This window comes from Roseomonas sp. USHLN139 (assembly GCF_037145735.1).
In the GTDB taxonomy this organism is placed as follows: domain Bacteria; phylum Pseudomonadota; class Alphaproteobacteria; order Acetobacterales; family Acetobacteraceae; genus Pseudoroseomonas.
The window spans coordinates 354720-368608 of record NZ_JBBCWY010000005.1; the positions used below are offsets into that span (position 1 = coordinate 354720).

Sequence of the window (13889 nt, forward strand, 5' to 3'; positions counted from 1 at the left end):
CGTCCTCTTGCGCGATGGCCGGCCCGGTGCATGCTGGCGGCAAGGCCAGGGAGGGCGCGGGCATGGATGAACAGACTGTGGGGGAAGGCGCCTATCGCCGCATCCGCGCCGATATCCTGTTCGGCCGGCTGGCACCCGGGCAGCGGCTCGGGCTGGACGCCATGCGCGAGCGCTACGGCACCAGCGTCAGCACCCTGCGGGAACTGCTCAGCCGGCTGAGCTCGGAAGCCCTGGTGGTGGCGGAGGGCCAGCGCGGCTTCGAGGTCGCGCCCGTCTCGGCCGAGGATTTCCGCGAGGTCGCCGCCCTCCGCCTGCTGCTGGAGGAGCATGCGCTGCGCGACAGCTTCGCCGCCGGCGGGCTGGAATGGGAGGGGCGGGTGGTCGCCGCGCATCACAAGCTGGCGGCGCTGGAACGCGCGCTGCTGGCCGGCGAGGCGGCGGAACCCGCGCAGTGGAAGCGCTACGACTGGGAATTCCACCATGCGCTGATCTCCGCCTGCGGCTCGCGGGCGCTGCTGCAGGCGCATGTGGCGGTCTATGACCGCTATCTCCGCTACCAGATGGTGGCGGTGGTCTTCCGCGGCGCGGTGGCGGCGGAGGAGCACCAGCGGCTGCTTGACCACGCCCTGGCACGCGACGTGGCGGCGTCGCAGGCGGTGCTGCGCGCGCATGTCGATGGCTGCGTCGACCAGGTGCTGGCGGCCGGCCTGCTGGACCCCTTCACCCGCCCGGCGGCGGCCGAGGCGCCGCCGCGCCGCCGCCGCGCCGGGTGACGTCGCATCCCCGCTTGCCGCCAGGCCCGCGCTGCGGCAGAGGAACGGACATGAACATCTCCTACCTCTGGCTTGCCATCGCCATCGTGGCCGAGGTGGCGGCGACCTCCGCGCTGAAGGCCGCCGAGGGCTTCACCCGGCTGGTGCCCAGCCTGATCACGGTGGTCGGCTATGCCATCGCCTTCCTCTGCCTGTCGCTGACGCTGCGCAGCATCCCGGTCGGCATCGCCTATGCCATCTGGTCTGGGGTCGGGATCGTGCTGGTCTCGCTGGTGGCCTGGTTCTGGTACCGGCAGAGCCTGGACCTGCCGGCGATGATCGGCATGGGGATGATCATGGCCGGGGTGCTGGTGATCAACCTGTTCTCGCGCACCGCCGGGCACTGAGCGCGCCGGGGAGAGGGGGAGGCCGATGCAGACGATCGAGGCCGGCGGGCTGCGCGTCGCCTATGCCGAGCACGGCCCGGCGGAGGGCTGGCCGGTGCTGCTGTTGCACGGCTTTCCCTACGACATCCACGCCTATGACGCGGTGGCGCCGATCCTGGCCCGGGCCGGCGCCCGGGTGATCGTGCCCTATCTGCGCGGCTATGGCCCGACGCGGTTCCTCGATGCGGCGACACCGCGCTCTGGCCAGCAGGCGGCGCTGGCGGACGACCTGCGGGCGCTGCTGGCGGCGCTGCAACTCGGGCCGGCGATCCTGGCCGGCCATGACTGGGGCGGGCGCGCCGCCTGCATCACCGCGGCGCTCTGGCCGTCGCTGGTCGCCGGGCTGGTCTCGCAGAACGGCTATAACATCCAGGATATATCATCCAGCCTGTCGCCGGCCGCGCCCGAGGCCGAGCTGCGCCACTGGTACCAGTACTACCTGCATGGCGAGCGCGGCGCCCGCGGGCTGGCGCAGAACCGGCGCGATTTCTGCCGGCTGCTGTGGCGGCTCTGGTCGCCGCCCTGGCGCTTCACCGAGGCTGATTTCGAAGCCACGGCAACCAGCTTCGACAATCCCGATTTCGTCGCGGTGGTGCTGCATTCCTACCGCCACCGCTTCGGGCTGGTGGCCGGCGATCCGGCGCTGGAGGGGATCGAGCGGCAGCTCGCCGCGCAGCCGGCGATCGGCGTGCCGGCGATCACCCTGGACGGCGCCAAGGACGGGGTGATGATGCCGGGCGGCACCGCGCAGCATGCCCGGCATTTCACCGGGCCGCATGCGCATCGCGTCATCGCCGGCGCCGGCCACAACCTGCCGCAGGAGAAGCCGGCCGACTTCGCCGCCGCCATCCTCGATGTGCGGAACGGCCGCCTCTAGCGCGGCTTCTGCCAGGACCGCATCATGCGCTGCAGCCGGGTGGCGGCGGCGACCGGGCAGGCCAGCGTGGCGCGCGGCCGCTCCGGCAGGGTGGGGCCCGGGCCATAGAGGCCGAAGCCGACGCCCTCCTGCCATTCGACGGCGGGCGTCATGCCCTCGGCCGCCAGCTCGATCCACCACTGGCCGGCGTGGCCTGGCCCCTCGACTGCCAGCCGCAGCTCGGGGACACGTCGAAAAATCTCGGCGACGAAATCGACCAGGACCAGCGGGGCCTGGGCTTGCAGGGCGGGCAGGGTGGCTTGGGCGCCGTCGAAGGGCATGGCAGGCGGGTCCGGTTGGAGACGATTCGGACCTTGCCAGCGGCTTCGGGCGCAAGATAGGCATCCGATGCCGCAATCGTGACATATTCCGACCTTTTCGGGCTTGACGCCTAGAAAGCGTCGAAGCCGGGCAGCGCCCAGGACCGGCTGGCCTCATAGGCGCGGGCGGCGGCCAGCACGGCGGCCTCGGCGCGCTGCGGCCCGACGATCTGCAGCCCGATCGGCAGGCCGGCGGCGGACAGCCCGCAGGGTATCGAGGCGGCGGGCTGCGCCGTCAGGTTGAAGGGGAAGGTGAAGGGGGTCCAGTCCGCCCGCCATTCGCCGCCCTGGTCGCCCGGAAAGTCCAGCCCCACCGGGAAGGCGGTGCCCGGCATCGAGGGCAGCAGCAGCAGGGGGAAGGTCGCGTGCAGCGCCCGCATCCGCGCGCCGAGCGCGCCGCGCGCGACATGCAGCGCCCGCGCATAGTCCAGCGCCGACAGCCGCATCCCGTCATCGGCGATGATCAGCAGCCCGGGATCGACCAGCGCCCGCTGCGCCGCGCTCATCGGCGCGATGGCGCTGGCCAGCGTCACCGAGAGGATGCGGTAGTAGATGCCGGCGGCATCCGGCAGGTCGAGCGCGACCTCCTCGACGATGGCGCCCAGCTCGGCGAAGCGGCGGGCGGCGGCCTCGACGGCAGCGGCGACCTCGGGATCGACCTGCGCGCCGGAGAGGGTGCGGGCGAAGGCGATGCGCTGCCCGGCGACGCCGGCCTCCAGCCCGGAGACCAGGTCCAGCTCGGGCTCGGGGATCGCCATCCAGTCGCGCGCATCGTCGCCGGCGATCACCTGCAGCATCAGCGCCGCGTCGGCGACCGTCCGCGTCAGCGGCCCGGCCGCCGGCAGCGAGCCGGCGAAACCCTGCGGCGCGGCGGGGACGCGGCCATGGCCGGGCTTGATGCCGAAGACGCCGCAGAAACTGGCCGGGATGCGGATCGAGCCGCCGCCATCGCTGCCCAGATGCAGCGGCCCCATCGCCGCCGCCGCCGCCGCGCCGGCGCCGCAGCTCGACCCGCCCGGCGTCAGGCCGATGTTCCAGGGATTGCGGGTGATGCCGGTCAGCGGGCTGTCGCCGACGCCCTTGTGGCCGAATTCGGTGGTGGTGGTCTTGCCCAGCAGCACCGCCCCGGCCTCGCGCAGCCGGGCGACGGGCGGCGCGTCGACGCGCATGTCCTGCAGGCGCGACACGGTCCTCGACCCCTTCATGGTCGGCCAGCCGCGCGTCAGGAAAAGATCCTTCACGCTGGCGGGGACGCCGTCCAGCGGGCCGCAGGGGGTGCCGCGCCGCCAGCGCGCCTCGGAGGCACGGGCCGCCTGCAGGGCGCTGTCCTCGTCGACCAGGCAGAAGGCGTTCAGCACCGGGTCCAGCGCGGCGATGCGGTCCAGGCAGGCGCGCGTCGCCTCCACCGGCGACAGGCTGCCCTCGCCATAGGCCTGCAGCAGGGCGGTGGCGGAGAGGCGGAACGGCTCGGTCATCGGGGCTCTTTCGGCGGCGGGGCGGCGGCCAGCCTCGGCCCCCGCCAAGCCGCCGGTCAAGCCGGCCCGCAAAACCCTTGCCTTTCCCCGTCCTCGTCCTGATATGGTCCTTGTCCAGATCGGGACGAGGCCAGGGAGGAGAAGGGATGAGCCATCTGACGCTGCTGCCGCCGCCTCCCGGGCTGATACCCGCCGGCCTCGCCGCGGGGCCCGACCGGCTGGAGGCCGGCCGCTTCGCCCCGGCCGAGCGCCGCCGCCTCTCCGCCCCCGGCCTGCGCACCTTCCTGGCCATCGCCGATCTCTGGGGGCTGGACGAGACCGGGCGCCGCCTGGTGCTCGGCCTGCCGCCGCGCTCGACCTTCCAGAAATGGGCCCGCACCGCGCGGGAGCATGGCGAGCTGACGCTCGATGTCGACGTGCTGCTGCGGATCTCCGCCGTGCTCGGCATCCACCAGGCGCTCGGCGTGCTGCATGCCGCCGAGCATGAGGGCGTCGCCTGGCTGCGCCGCCCGCATGCCGCCACCGTCTTCGGCGGCCGCCCGCCGATCGAGCTGCTGACCGCCGGCACCCAGGATGCGCTGCTGACGCTGCGCCGCTATCTCGACGCCGCGCGCGGCGGGATCTTCGCCGCTCCCGGCATGCCCGACGACCAGGCCCCGCCCGCGACCGACGCCGACCTGATCGTCACGTGACCCTGGCCTGATGACCCTGCCTGCCGGCCGCTATGGCCCCGCGCCGCAGCCGACGCACCGGCTGATCCCCTCGCAATTCCCGCCGATCGGGCTGTTCGACACGGTGGCGACGGCGGCCGACGCGGCGGCGGTGATGGAACTGGCCGGCTGGACCAACGACCGGCTGGTGGCCGATCGCCTGCGCCGCCTGCCCGAGGCCGAATGGGTCTATGGCCGCGCCAATGCCAGCGTCGTCATGGCCAGCTTCCTGCACGTCCCGCTGCAGGGGGCGCGCTTCAACAGCGCCGAGCTCGGCGCCTGGTATGCGGCGGCGAGCCTGGCCACCGCCGCCTTCGAGGTCGGCCACCATCTGCGGCGCGAGGCGGCGGCGACCGGCCTGCCGCGCCTGTCGCGCCGCTACCGCGACTATGCCGCCGAGCTCGCCGGCGACCGCTTCCTCGACCTGCGCGGCGGCCAGGCCGACTGGCCCGCGGTCTATCGCCGCGACAGCCATGCCGCCGGCCAGGCGCTGGGCGAGGCGGTGCGCGCCGGTGGCGGCGACGGCGTGCTCTATGACAGCCTGCGCCATGCCGGCGGCGTCTGCATCGCCGCGCTGCGGCCGAGCCAGGTGCTGCAGGTCGCCCAGGCTGATCATTGGGAGGTCACCGTCGAGCCCGGCTCGCCGAAGGTCCGGCTGCACCGCCTGGCCGCCTGATGGACGCGCGGCGGCGGATGCCCTAAGCGGCGCGCCCTTCGCCACGGCGCGTTACACTGCCGCGCCACCCGCACCGATCAGGAGTCGCATCTTGGAGCGCTATTTCGGCCTGGCCGCCCTGGGCAGCACGCCGCGCCGCGAGGGCCTGGCCGGCCTCGCGACCTTCATGACCATGGCCTATATCATCGTGGTCAACCCGGCGATGATGGCGGATGCCGGCATCGATGCCGGCGCCGCCTTCGTCGCGACCTGCCTCTCGGCCGCCATCGGCTCGGCGATGATGGGGCTCTGGGCGCGCATGCCGGTGGCGATGGCGCCCGGCATGGGGCTGAACGCCTTCTTCGCCTATACCGTGGTCGGCGCCATGGGCATGCCCTGGCAGGTGGCGCTGGGCGCCGTCTTCCTCTCCGGCCTGCTGTTCTTCCTGGTCTCGCTGACCCGCTTCCGCGAATGGCTGATCGTCGCCATCCCGATGTCGATGAAGCTCGGCATCGGCGCCGGCATCGGGCTGTTCCTCGGCCTGCTCGGGCTGCGCGGCATGGGGATCGTGGTCGACAGCCCGGCGACGCTGGTCACCCTCGGGCCGTTGTCCGCGCCGACCACGCTGCTCTCCTGCCTGGGCTTCCTGCTGATGGCCGGGCTGGTGGCGCGCGGCATCAGCTCGGGCATCGTCATCGGCATCCTGGTCACCGCGGCGCTGGGCATCCCGCTCGGGCTGACGGAACTCCGCGGCATCGTCGCCCTGCCGCCCTCGCTGGCGCCGAGCTTCTTCCAGCTGGATATCTGGGGCGCGCTGACCCTGCCGGGGATGCCGGCGGTGGTCTTCACCTTCTTCCTGCTGACGCTGCTGGACGATGCCGGCACGTTGATCGCGACGACGCACCGCGCCGGGCTGATGCGGCCCGACGGCACGGTGCCGGGGCTCGGCCGCGCGCTGCAGGCCAATTCGGGGGGCGCGGTGATCGGCGCCGTGCTCGGCACCTCGACCGCCGTGCCCTATATCGAGAGCGCGGCCGGCATCCAGGCCGGCGGCCGCAGCGGGCTGACCGCGCTGGCGGTCGCCGCGCTGTTCCTGGCCGCGCTGTTCTTCGCGCCGCTGGCCACCAGCATCCCGGCCTTCGCCACCGCGCCCGCTCTGCTGCTGGTGGCGGGGATGATGGCGCAGTCCCTGCGCGACCTCGACTGGGACGATGTCACCGAATACCTGCCGGCGATGATCACGGCGCTGGCGATGCCCTTCACCTTCTCGATCTCGACCGGGGTGGGCTTGGGCTTCGTCGTCTATGTCGTGCTGAAGCTGGCGACCGGGCGGGCCGCCCAGGTCAATGGCGCGGTCTGGATGCTGGCCGCGCTGTCCGTGCTGGAATTCGCGCTGCACGGCTGAGGAAGCGAACAGGGCGGCCCCAGGGCCGCCCTGTTGGATTCAGGCCTTCTGGCCGCCCTTGTCGGCCGGATTGGCGCTGTGGTGGCTGTCACGCTCACCACCGCCGCCGGAGACGCGGCTTTGCCGGCCATTGGTCGGGCTGTCCGGGTCGCGGCGCTCGGCGGCCCGCTCGGCCTCGCTCTGCATCGCCCGCTTGGCGCTGCTGCCGGGACCGCCCGAAGCGGCATCCTTGCTGTGATCGCCTCGGCTCATGCTCAACGATCCTGCTGATGGCCCTGGTGGCGGGTGTTCTGCGCCAGGTTGTCGCCACGGCGCAGACCGTTCTGCTCGGCGGTCGAGCGGGCCGCCGGCTCGGCCTGCTGGTCGACGCGCCGCGGCGCGGCATCCTGGCCCTGCGGCGGGCGGCCGGCCGGCGGCACCGGCGGCGGATGGGCATGCGAGCTCATGGTCTTCTCCCTGGCTGGCGACGGCCCAGCGGCCATCGGGGGTGACCCGAAGGGAACCGGCTGGCAGGACCGCGGTTGCAGGGACACGGTTGCAGGGACAGGCGAAATGTCGGCAGGCCGCTGTCCGGCCCGCGGCGAAGTCGAAGCCGGGCAGGGCAGCCGCGTTATCAAATAGAAGAAAACGCTGAAATATGCCGGAAGCGCCCGGCTTCTAGGATGGCCCCTGCCGCCGTCTGAACCGGTGCCGGGGATAGCGGGGTTTTTTCGTGCAGCATTGACGTGCAACTGCCGGCCCTCCCGGCGAATTCACCCATTAATCTTAACATAAGTTGTTGCCCTTCCTGCCGCCCTGCGGCAAGCGCAATGCACCCAGCGGCATCGTGGCCGTAATCGGGGCGGGCAGGAAAGGGGAGGAGATCGAGGCGGCATGACGCTCCCCATCCCGATGGCCGAACCGCTCCCGGCGGCCGCGGCTGCCGCCCTGCTGCAGCATTCGCCGGCGCTGCTGTTCCTGGCCGAGGGCGAGGAACTGGCTTGGCGCTATGTCACCCCGCGCTTCGCCACGCTGACCGAGGGCAGCGCCGCGGCCGCGCTGGCCGGTGGCTGGCGCGACTTCTGCCATCCGCTCGACCTGCAGGCGCTGCTGGCCGCCTGGGCGGCGCGGCCGGAGGGCCAGGGCCTGGCCCAGCCCCTGCGCCTCAGGGCCGGCAGCGGCTGGCGGCATTTCGACTGCCTGATCGAGCCGGTGCTGGGCGGCGGCTGGGTCGGCAGCCTGACCGATGCGCAGGACCGGCACGATGCCGAGGCCCGCCAGGCCCGGCTGCTGCTGGAGCTGCGCCGCCGCGCCACCGGCGCACTGGCGCTGATCCGCTCGATGGTCAGCCGGACGCTGGAGGCCAGCGAGGACCTGTCCCATTTCGCCACGCACCTGTCCGGACGGCTCGGCGCGCTCAGCCGCATCCAGCTGCTGCTTGCTCGGCGCGGCGATGCGCTCGCCTCGCTGGAGGAGATCGTGCGCGAGGAGCTGCTGGCGCAGCAGGTGCGCGAGGCCGCCGCCATCGAGGTCGAGGGGCCGGAGGTGCTGCTGCCCGACAGCGTCGCCTCGGCGCTCGGCCTGGCGCTGCACGAGCTGGCGGTGAATGCCGCCAAGTTCGGCGCCTTGTCGCGGCCGCGCGGCCGCATCGCCGTCAGCTGGAAGCGCCTGGCGCCGCGCCCGCTGCCCGGCGGCGGCAGCGAGCCCGAGCGGCTGCAGCTGCGCTGGCAGGAGAGCCCGGGCAGCGAGCCACCGATCGAGGCGGCGGCGCGCCATGTCGGCTTCGGCCGCGAGCTGCTCGAGCAGGGCCTGCCTTACGAACTGGACGCGGTGACCCGGCTGGACTTCCTGGCCGAGGGCCTGCGCTGCGAGATCATTTTCCCGTTGCCCGCGGCGTCGGCACGGCTGCCGCTGGATGGTGACGGCGTCGACGGGGGCGGCCTGCCATGAACGAGCTGACGGAGACCCGGCTGCTGGCCGGCCGCACCATCCTGGTCGTCGAGGACCAGTACGTCATCGCCGAGGAGCTGGTGCAGCTGCTGCTGGAGCTCGGCGCGACGGTGATCGGCCCCTTCGCGCGGGCCGAGATCGACCTGGCGGCGCAGCCGCGGCCGGATGCGGCGCTGCTCGACATCCACCTGCATGGCCGCCCGGTCTTCGAGCTGGCCGACCGGCTGCGCCAGGCCGGCGTGCCGCTGCTCTTCCTGACCGGCTACGACGCCTCGGTGCTGCCGCCGGCCTATCAGGACCTGCCCTGCCTGCCGAAGCCGGTGGACCCCCGCCGCCTGGAACTGGCGCTGGCCCGGCTGCTGCCGGCGCCGCGCGCGGATCTGCAGGATGCGGGGGAGACGGGCTGATGTTGCCGGCAAGGTTGCATCCGGCGGGCCATGAGGGGCCGCCGCCCGGCGTCGAGGCCCAGCCGCTGCTGCGCCGGCTCGGCCGCCTGGCGACCCTCTCCGCCGCCGAGGTGTCGATCATCACCGAGGCCTGCCGCGGCCCGCTGCGCGAGCTGCCGGCGCGCGGCGAGATCCATGCCGAGGGCGCCTGTCCGCCGCCGGCCGCGCTGGTGTCGGGCTGGGCGGCGCGGGTGCGCATGCTGGCGGATGGCCGGCGGCAGATCGTCGCCTTCCTGCTGCCCGGCGACCTGATCGGCCGGCCGCCGCCCTGCCTGCCGGCCCCCTGTGCGGCGCTGGCTTTGACCCGCGTCCTGCTGGCCGATGCGCAGCCGCTCTTCGCCGCCAGCCGGTTCCCGCAGGCGCCGCCGACCAGCGGGCTGGCCCGCGCGCTGCGCGCGGCGGAGCTGCAGGAGGAGGTGCTGCTGCGCGACCAGGTGGTGCGGCTGGGCCGGCAGACCGCCTATGAGCGCCTGGCCAGCCTGCTGCTGGAGCTGCGCCAGCGGCTGGAGGCGGCGGGCCTGGCCGAGCCCAACCGCTTCGCCCTGCCGCTGACCCAGGAGGTGCTGGCCGATGCGCTGGGCCTCAGCATCGTGCACATCAACCGCACGGTGCAGCAGATGCGGCGCGACCGGCTGATCGAGCTGCGCGGCGGCCAGGTGATCATCCTGCAGCAGGAGACGCTGCAATCGGTGGCCGACTGGCAGGACATGGCCGGGCTGCAGGATTGAGGCGTCGCACGCTTCCGTGAGACTAAACAAGGGTTAAGGCCAGGCCGGAGACCGGCATGTCAGTCTGCCGGCTACCATGAAGAACGACGAGAAGCGGCGCGGCGAAGCGCCCGGCGGGAGGGCGGCATGAAGTCCTTTCCTCTTCAGCGTGCCTGGCCGCGACGGCGCGGCGCGGAACCGCAGCCCGGCCCGGAGGGCCGTGGCGCCGCGGGGCCGGCCGCCGGCGAGGAGGCGCTGCTGTCCGGCCTGCGGCGCGCGCATGGCAGTCTCGAAGCGCTGGGCCAGGCGCTGCCGGGCTGGACCCGGCTGGCGCATGCGCCGGGGCTCGCCGCGCAGCTGGCGCTGCTGGAGAAGGTGGTGGCCGATGCGCTCCACCGCGTCGAGTTCATCCTCTCCCGCCTGGACGAGAGCAGCGAGGCCGGTGCCGTCACCCTGCCCGGCTGGATCACCGCTGCCGAGCTGGCCTATCCGAAGGATGCGGAAGCGGCCGGCGACACCGATCTGGCGGCCCTGGCGCATTGGGCGCTGGGCCGGCTGGCGGCGCGGGGCCTGGCGCTGGCCATGGTCGCACATGAGGCGGGGGCCTATCAGGCCGCGCATCTGCTGCGTCTCTCGGTCGAAGAGAGCCGGGCCACGGCGCGCGGCCTGGTCCGCCACCTGACGCCGCGCCGGACCCTCTCGCCGCCGCGGCTGCACTGAGGCCGGACGGCGCCAGGGTCTGACGGCAGCGCCGGTCAGCTGCTCCTGGCGGGCAGGCCGAGGAAGGCTTCGAACCGCGCCAGCTCGGCGGCGAGCGCGCTGTCGAAGCGCTTCTCGCGGGGTCGGGCCGTGGCGAAGCCCAGCTCTGCCTGCAGCCTGCCGTCGCGGACCGCGCAATTGGCCCAGCCGATGACCTGGTCGCCCCAGAGCAGCGGCAGCGCGTAATAGCCGAAGCGGCGGCGCGCCGGCGGGGTATAGGCCTCGAAGCGGTATTCCCAGCCCCAGAGATGCGCGAAGCGCCGCCGGTCCCAGACGATCGGGTCGAAGGGCGCCAGCAGCCGCACGTCGCGCGGCCCGCGCGGCGGTGCCGCCGGGAAGCCGGCGGGCCAGGCATAGCTTTCGCCCGCCACCCGGGCCTGCTGCAGCCCGCCGTCGCGCAGCAGCCCGGCCAGCACCGGCGGCAGCGCGCCCAGCCCCGGATTGCGCCGGCCCATCAGCTGCAGCGCCGCCCGCAGGCTGGGCAGCGGCACCGGGGCCAGGAGCCGCGCCAGCAGCAGCACCGCCTGGCGGGCGCGCTCGGCCGCGGGCAGGCCCTCGGCCCGCGGCGGCGCCGGCGCATAGACGCGGATCCCCTCCTGCCGGTGGCTGACGCGCAACAGGCCGAAATGCTGCAGTTCCTCCAGCGCCCGCGTCGTCGCCTGGGAGAAGCCGCCCCAGCCATTGACGGCGCGCTGCCGGCCGAAGGCCACCTCCAGCGCGCGCGGATGGCAGGGGCCCTGGGCGCGGACGAAATCCAGCACCGCGGCGGCCAGGCCCTGCGGCCGGTGCCGGCCATCCGCCGCCAGGGCGTCGTGGCGCGGATGCAGCAGCGCCTGGGTCGCCGGCGGCATGAAGCCATAGGCGTGCAGGAAGTCCTCCTCCAGGCCGAGCTGCGGGAAGCGGCGTTCCAGCTGCCCGGCGCGGTAGCCGCGCACCCGGTGGCGCAGGATCAGGTCCTGCGCCCGCGCCGGCGCGCGGATCGGGTCGGCCTGGACGAAGCCCAGCCGGTCGAGGGCGGCGCCCAGCGTCTCCGGCGCGCCCAGCGTCGCCTGCCGCGCCTGGGCGCGCAGCCAGCCGAGATCCGGCCCTGTCATGCGGCGGCGCGCCGGCCGCGGCCGGATTCCCCATTGCCTGCGGCGCGCTTCCGGTCCATGCGGGAAGCCACACGACCCTGTGAGGACCGCTCCCGCCCATGGCCCGGCCCGCCGCCGCCCGCCCTTCGCGCTGAACGCCCGCGGATGCTCGAGCTCGTCGACATCACCCGCAGCTTCCGCGTTGGCCCGGTCACCATGCCGATCCTGCGCGGCGTCACCCTGCGGCTGGAGGCGGGGCAGCTGGTCTCGATCATGGGCGGCTCGGGCTCCGGCAAGTCGACGCTGATGAACATCATCGGCCTGCTCGACAGGCCGACGGGGGGCGAATACCGGATCGACGGCCAGGACGTGCTGCGGGCCGAGGCGCGGGCCCTGTCGGCGCTGCGCAACCGGCTGATCGGCTTCGTCTTCCAGTCCTTCCACCTGTTGCCGCGGCTGAACGCCTGGCGCAACGTCGCCCTTCCGCTGCAGTATCGCGGCCTGGCCGAGGCCGAGGCAAGGCGCCGCGCCATCGCCATGCTGGGGCGGGTCGGGCTGGCCGACCGGGTCGAGCACATGCCGGCCATGCTCTCGGGCGGGCAGAAGCAGCGGGTGGCCATCGCCCGCGCCCTGGTCGGCGAGCCGGCGGTGGTGCTGGCCGACGAGCCGACCGGCGCGCTCGACCCCCGGGTCAGCCAGGAGATCATGGACCTGTTCCTGGCGCTGAAGCGCGAGCTGAACGTGCTGATCCTGATCATCACCCACGATCCCGGCGTCGCCGCGCAATGCGAGCGGCGGCTGCTGCTGGCCGAGGGCAGCATCGCCGAGCAGCCGCCATGCTGAGCCGCACCCTCGCCGAGGCGGCGGCCAATCTGGTGGCGTCGCGGCAGCGCTCGGCGCTCGCCCTGCTCGGCATCCTGATCGGCGCCGCGGCGGTGATCGCCATGCTGAACATCGGCGCCATCGCCCGCAACGAGACGGTGCGGCAGTTCCGCCAGCTCGGCACCGACGTGCTGACCTTGCGGGTCGACGCGCCCTCCGGCCTCGGCAGCTTCCGCCTGGCCGATGTCGAGGCGGTGCCGGCCGGGATCCCGGCGGTGCTCGACATCGCCCCCTTCGTGCTGGGCGGCGGCACGCTGCTGCACGAGGGCATGACGGGGATGGGCACCGAGCTCGGCGTCGATGCCAGCTTCGCCTCGGTCGCCCGGCTGCGGCTGCGCGAGGGGCGCTTCATCTCGGCGCATGACCGCTTCGAGCTCTACATGGTGCTGGGCCACGGGCTGGCGCAGCAGCTCTCCACCCCCTATGCGCCGGTGCGGGTCGGCTCGGCGATCCGCCAGGGGCGCTATGTCTTCACCGTCATCGGCATCCTGCAGCCGGTGCTGCAGAGCCCGATGATGCCGGTCGACATCGACGGCACCGCCTTCGTCTCGATCGCCAATGTGCGCCGGCTGATGCCCGATCCGCAGCTCTCCATGGCGGTGGCGCGGATCCATCCCGAGGCCGATCCGGAGGCGGTGATGGCGGCGCTGCAGCGCTACTTCGCGCCGAAGCTGCGCGACGCCACCCTGTCGCTGCAGAGCGCCCGCCAGCTGCTGGCCGGGATGCAGGGGCAGATGCAGCTCTTCACCCTGCTGCTCGGCACGGTCGGCGGCATCGCGCTGGTGCTCGGCGGCGTCGGCGTGATGAACATCATGCTGGTCTCGGTCGCCGAGCGGAAGCGCGAGATCGGGTTGCGCCTGGCGATCGGCGCGACGCCCGGCGACATCCGCCTGCTGTTCCTGGCCGAGGCGGTCATCCTGTCGCTGGCCGGCGGCGCGCTCGGCGTGCTGCTGGGGCTGGGCGGCGCCTATGCCTTCGCCGGCGCCTCCGGCTGGCACTACATCTTCTCGCCGAGCGCCGCGCCGCTCGGTGCCGGCGTCTCGGTGGCGGTCGGCATCTTCTTCGGCTTCTACCCGGCGGTCATGGCCGCGCGGCTGGATCCGATCGAGGCGTTGCGGTCCGAGTAGGGGAGGGCAGGGTGATGGGCGGATCACCGGTCGGCTCGGCCACCGGCGGCACCGGGAAGGTGCCGGGCGGCAGCGCCATGTCGGGCAGGATGGGCGGCGCGCGCAGCACGGCCGGCTCGGCGCAGCCGGCGAGCGTCACCAGCAGCCCCGCCAGCAGCCCCACCATCCTCCGTCCCGCCCGCCGCATGCCCGCCTCCCCCAGCGGCGCAGACATGCCCGCATTCCGCCGCGCCGGCAATCGGGCGCCGGCTGAAAGCGGCATTGCATCCGGGGGCGGAAGGATGGAA

The 13889-nt window shown here is 73.6% G+C and carries 18 protein-coding genes; 12 read left to right on the top strand and 6 right to left on the bottom strand.

The features are described 5' to 3' along the window. Positions 1–62: 62 nt before the first annotated feature. From WFI16_RS16480 to WFI16_RS16490, 3 genes are read left to right on the top strand one after another with little or no spacing between them, the layout of a single operon-like run. Positions 63–773 (top strand): GntR family transcriptional regulator, encoded by a 711-nt coding sequence (locus WFI16_RS16480; RefSeq protein WP_419898923.1) that lies wholly within the window; start codon positions 63–65, stop codon positions 771–773. Positions 774–823: 50 nt separating this feature from the next. Continuing rightward, the gene (locus tag WFI16_RS16485; protein ID WP_419898924.1) at positions 824–1159 is read left to right on the top strand and encodes a DMT family transporter; all 336 of its coding nucleotides are present in this window, start codon (positions 824–826) and stop codon (positions 1157–1159) included. Positions 1160–1184: 25 nt separating this feature from the next. Then, the gene (locus WFI16_RS16490; protein WP_419898925.1) at positions 1185–2075 is read left to right on the top strand and encodes an alpha/beta fold hydrolase; all 891 of its coding nucleotides are present in this window, start codon (positions 1185–1187) and stop codon (positions 2073–2075) included. Here the strand turns inward: WFI16_RS16490 and WFI16_RS16495 are convergent. Next, on the bottom strand, positions 2072–2395 hold the full coding sequence (locus WFI16_RS16495) for a hypothetical protein (RefSeq protein ID WP_419898926.1): 324 nt from the start codon (positions 2393–2395) through the stop codon (positions 2072–2074). The two genes, WFI16_RS16490 and WFI16_RS16495, sit on opposite strands and share 4 nt — an antisense overlap. Positions 2396–2505: 110 nt before the next feature. After that, positions 2506–3909 carry an amidase gene (locus tag WFI16_RS16500; protein ID WP_419898927.1) on the bottom strand — a complete coding sequence of 468 codons (1404 nt, stop codon included), beginning with the start codon at positions 3907–3909 and terminating at the stop codon, positions 2506–2508. 146 nt (positions 3910–4055) lie between these two features. On the opposite strand from WFI16_RS16500, the gene WFI16_RS16505 reads away from it, so the two are divergent. The 3 genes from WFI16_RS16505 (at position 4056) to WFI16_RS16515 (ending at position 6679) form a co-directional block, all read left to right on the top strand. Then, positions 4056–4601 carry an MbcA/ParS/Xre antitoxin family protein gene (locus WFI16_RS16505; RefSeq protein WP_419898928.1) on the top strand — a complete coding sequence of 182 codons (546 nt, stop codon included), beginning with the start codon at positions 4056–4058 and terminating at the stop codon, positions 4599–4601. Positions 4602–4611: 10 nt separating this feature from the next. Continuing rightward, complete coding sequence (locus WFI16_RS16510) at positions 4612–5295, top strand: RES family NAD+ phosphorylase (protein WP_419898929.1); 684 nt, start codon at positions 4612–4614, stop codon at positions 5293–5295. Positions 5296–5386: 91 nt separating this feature from the next. Further along, entirely contained in the window at positions 5387–6679 is a 1293-nt protein-coding gene (locus tag WFI16_RS16515; RefSeq protein WP_442970700.1) for an NCS2 family permease, read from the top strand. Positions 6680–6718: 39 nt separating this feature from the next. On the opposite strand, the gene WFI16_RS16520 is transcribed toward WFI16_RS16515, so the two are convergent. Beyond that, positions 6719–6931: a hypothetical protein gene (locus WFI16_RS16520; protein WP_419898930.1), complete on the bottom strand. Its 213-nt coding sequence runs from the start codon at positions 6929–6931 to the stop codon at positions 6719–6721. A gap of 2 nt (positions 6932–6933) precedes the next feature. Then, entirely contained in the window at positions 6934–7125 is a 192-nt protein-coding gene (locus WFI16_RS16525; RefSeq protein WP_419898931.1) for a hypothetical protein, read from the bottom strand. A gap of 427 nt (positions 7126–7552) precedes the next feature. Between WFI16_RS16525 and WFI16_RS16530 the strand changes: the two genes are divergently transcribed. From WFI16_RS16530 to WFI16_RS16545, 4 genes are all read left to right on the top strand, one after another. Then, positions 7553–8608, top strand: a complete 1056-nt coding sequence (locus WFI16_RS16530) for a sensor histidine kinase (protein ID WP_419898932.1) — start codon at positions 7553–7555, stop codon at positions 8606–8608. Then, the gene (locus WFI16_RS16535) at positions 8605–9015 is read left to right on the top strand and encodes a response regulator (RefSeq protein WP_419898933.1); all 411 of its coding nucleotides are present in this window, start codon (positions 8605–8607) and stop codon (positions 9013–9015) included. Before WFI16_RS16530 ends, WFI16_RS16535 begins: the two co-directional genes overlap by 4 nt. Further along, complete coding sequence (locus tag WFI16_RS16540) at positions 9015–9782, top strand: Crp/Fnr family transcriptional regulator (protein ID WP_419898934.1); 768 nt, start codon at positions 9015–9017, stop codon at positions 9780–9782. Before WFI16_RS16535 ends, WFI16_RS16540 begins: the two co-directional genes overlap by 1 nt. A gap of 126 nt (positions 9783–9908) precedes the next feature. After that, positions 9909–10481: a hypothetical protein gene (locus WFI16_RS16545; protein ID WP_419898935.1), complete on the top strand. Its 573-nt coding sequence runs from the start codon at positions 9909–9911 to the stop codon at positions 10479–10481. A gap of 35 nt (positions 10482–10516) precedes the next feature. Here WFI16_RS16545 and WFI16_RS16550 read toward each other — a convergent pair whose 3' ends face one another. Further along, on the bottom strand, positions 10517–11614 hold the full coding sequence (locus tag WFI16_RS16550; RefSeq protein ID WP_419898936.1) for a DNA glycosylase AlkZ-like family protein: 1098 nt from the start codon (positions 11612–11614) through the stop codon (positions 10517–10519). Positions 11615–11758: 144 nt separating this feature from the next. Here WFI16_RS16550 and WFI16_RS16555 point away from each other — a divergent pair, with 144 nt between their 5' ends. Both WFI16_RS16555 and WFI16_RS16560 read left to right on the top strand, forming a co-directional pair. Then, entirely contained in the window at positions 11759–12436 is a 678-nt protein-coding gene (locus WFI16_RS16555) for an ABC transporter ATP-binding protein (RefSeq protein ID WP_419898937.1), read from the top strand. Next, complete coding sequence (locus WFI16_RS16560) at positions 12430–13602, top strand: ABC transporter permease (RefSeq protein ID WP_419898938.1); 1173 nt, start codon at positions 12430–12432, stop codon at positions 13600–13602. The genes WFI16_RS16555 and WFI16_RS16560 overlap by 7 nt, the downstream gene beginning before the upstream one ends. On the opposite strand, the gene WFI16_RS16565 is transcribed toward WFI16_RS16560, so the two are convergent. Further along, positions 13556–13816 (bottom strand): hypothetical protein, encoded by a 261-nt coding sequence (locus WFI16_RS16565; RefSeq protein ID WP_419898939.1) that lies wholly within the window; start codon positions 13814–13816, stop codon positions 13556–13558. The two genes, WFI16_RS16560 and WFI16_RS16565, sit on opposite strands and share 47 nt — an antisense overlap. Positions 13817–13889: the final 73 nt, after the last annotated feature.

What these genes read in the sequence shown, in the direction of transcription:
- WFI16_RS16545 (WP_419898935.1), top strand. Translation starts at nt 9,909, where the DNA reads ATGAAGTCCTTTCCTCTTCAGCGTGCCTGGCCGCGACGGCGCGGCGCG.
- WFI16_RS16525 (WP_419898931.1), bottom strand. Translation starts at nt 7,125, where the DNA reads ATGAGCTCGCATGCCCATCCGCCGCCGGTGCCGCCGGCCGGCCGCCCG.
- WFI16_RS16535 (WP_419898933.1), top strand. Translation starts at nt 8,605, where the DNA reads ATGAACGAGCTGACGGAGACCCGGCTGCTGGCCGGCCGCACCATCCTG.
- WFI16_RS16540 (WP_419898934.1), top strand. Translation starts at nt 9,015, where the DNA reads ATGTTGCCGGCAAGGTTGCATCCGGCGGGCCATGAGGGGCCGCCGCCC.
- WFI16_RS16485 (WP_419898924.1), top strand. Translation starts at nt 824, where the DNA reads ATGAACATCTCCTACCTCTGGCTTGCCATCGCCATCGTGGCCGAGGTG.
- WFI16_RS16480 (WP_419898923.1), top strand. Translation starts at nt 63, where the DNA reads ATGGATGAACAGACTGTGGGGGAAGGCGCCTATCGCCGCATCCGCGCC.
- WFI16_RS16530 (WP_419898932.1), top strand. Translation starts at nt 7,553, where the DNA reads ATGACGCTCCCCATCCCGATGGCCGAACCGCTCCCGGCGGCCGCGGCT.
- WFI16_RS16495 (WP_419898926.1), bottom strand. Translation starts at nt 2,395, where the DNA reads ATGCCCTTCGACGGCGCCCAAGCCACCCTGCCCGCCCTGCAAGCCCAG.
- WFI16_RS16560 (WP_419898938.1), top strand. Translation starts at nt 12,430, where the DNA reads ATGCTGAGCCGCACCCTCGCCGAGGCGGCGGCCAATCTGGTGGCGTCG.
- WFI16_RS16520 (WP_419898930.1), bottom strand. Translation starts at nt 6,931, where the DNA reads ATGAGCCGAGGCGATCACAGCAAGGATGCCGCTTCGGGCGGTCCCGGC.
- WFI16_RS16550 (WP_419898936.1), bottom strand. Translation starts at nt 11,614, where the DNA reads ATGACAGGGCCGGATCTCGGCTGGCTGCGCGCCCAGGCGCGGCAGGCG.
- WFI16_RS16510 (WP_419898929.1), top strand. Translation starts at nt 4,612, where the DNA reads ATGACCCTGCCTGCCGGCCGCTATGGCCCCGCGCCGCAGCCGACGCAC.
- WFI16_RS16505 (WP_419898928.1), top strand. Translation starts at nt 4,056, where the DNA reads ATGAGCCATCTGACGCTGCTGCCGCCGCCTCCCGGGCTGATACCCGCC.
- WFI16_RS16500 (WP_419898927.1), bottom strand. Translation starts at nt 3,909, where the DNA reads ATGACCGAGCCGTTCCGCCTCTCCGCCACCGCCCTGCTGCAGGCCTAT.
- WFI16_RS16555 (WP_419898937.1), top strand. Translation starts at nt 11,759, where the DNA reads ATGCTCGAGCTCGTCGACATCACCCGCAGCTTCCGCGTTGGCCCGGTC.
- WFI16_RS16490 (WP_419898925.1), top strand. Translation starts at nt 1,185, where the DNA reads ATGCAGACGATCGAGGCCGGCGGGCTGCGCGTCGCCTATGCCGAGCAC.
- WFI16_RS16565 (WP_419898939.1), bottom strand. Translation starts at nt 13,816, where the DNA reads ATGTCTGCGCCGCTGGGGGAGGCGGGCATGCGGCGGGCGGGACGGAGG.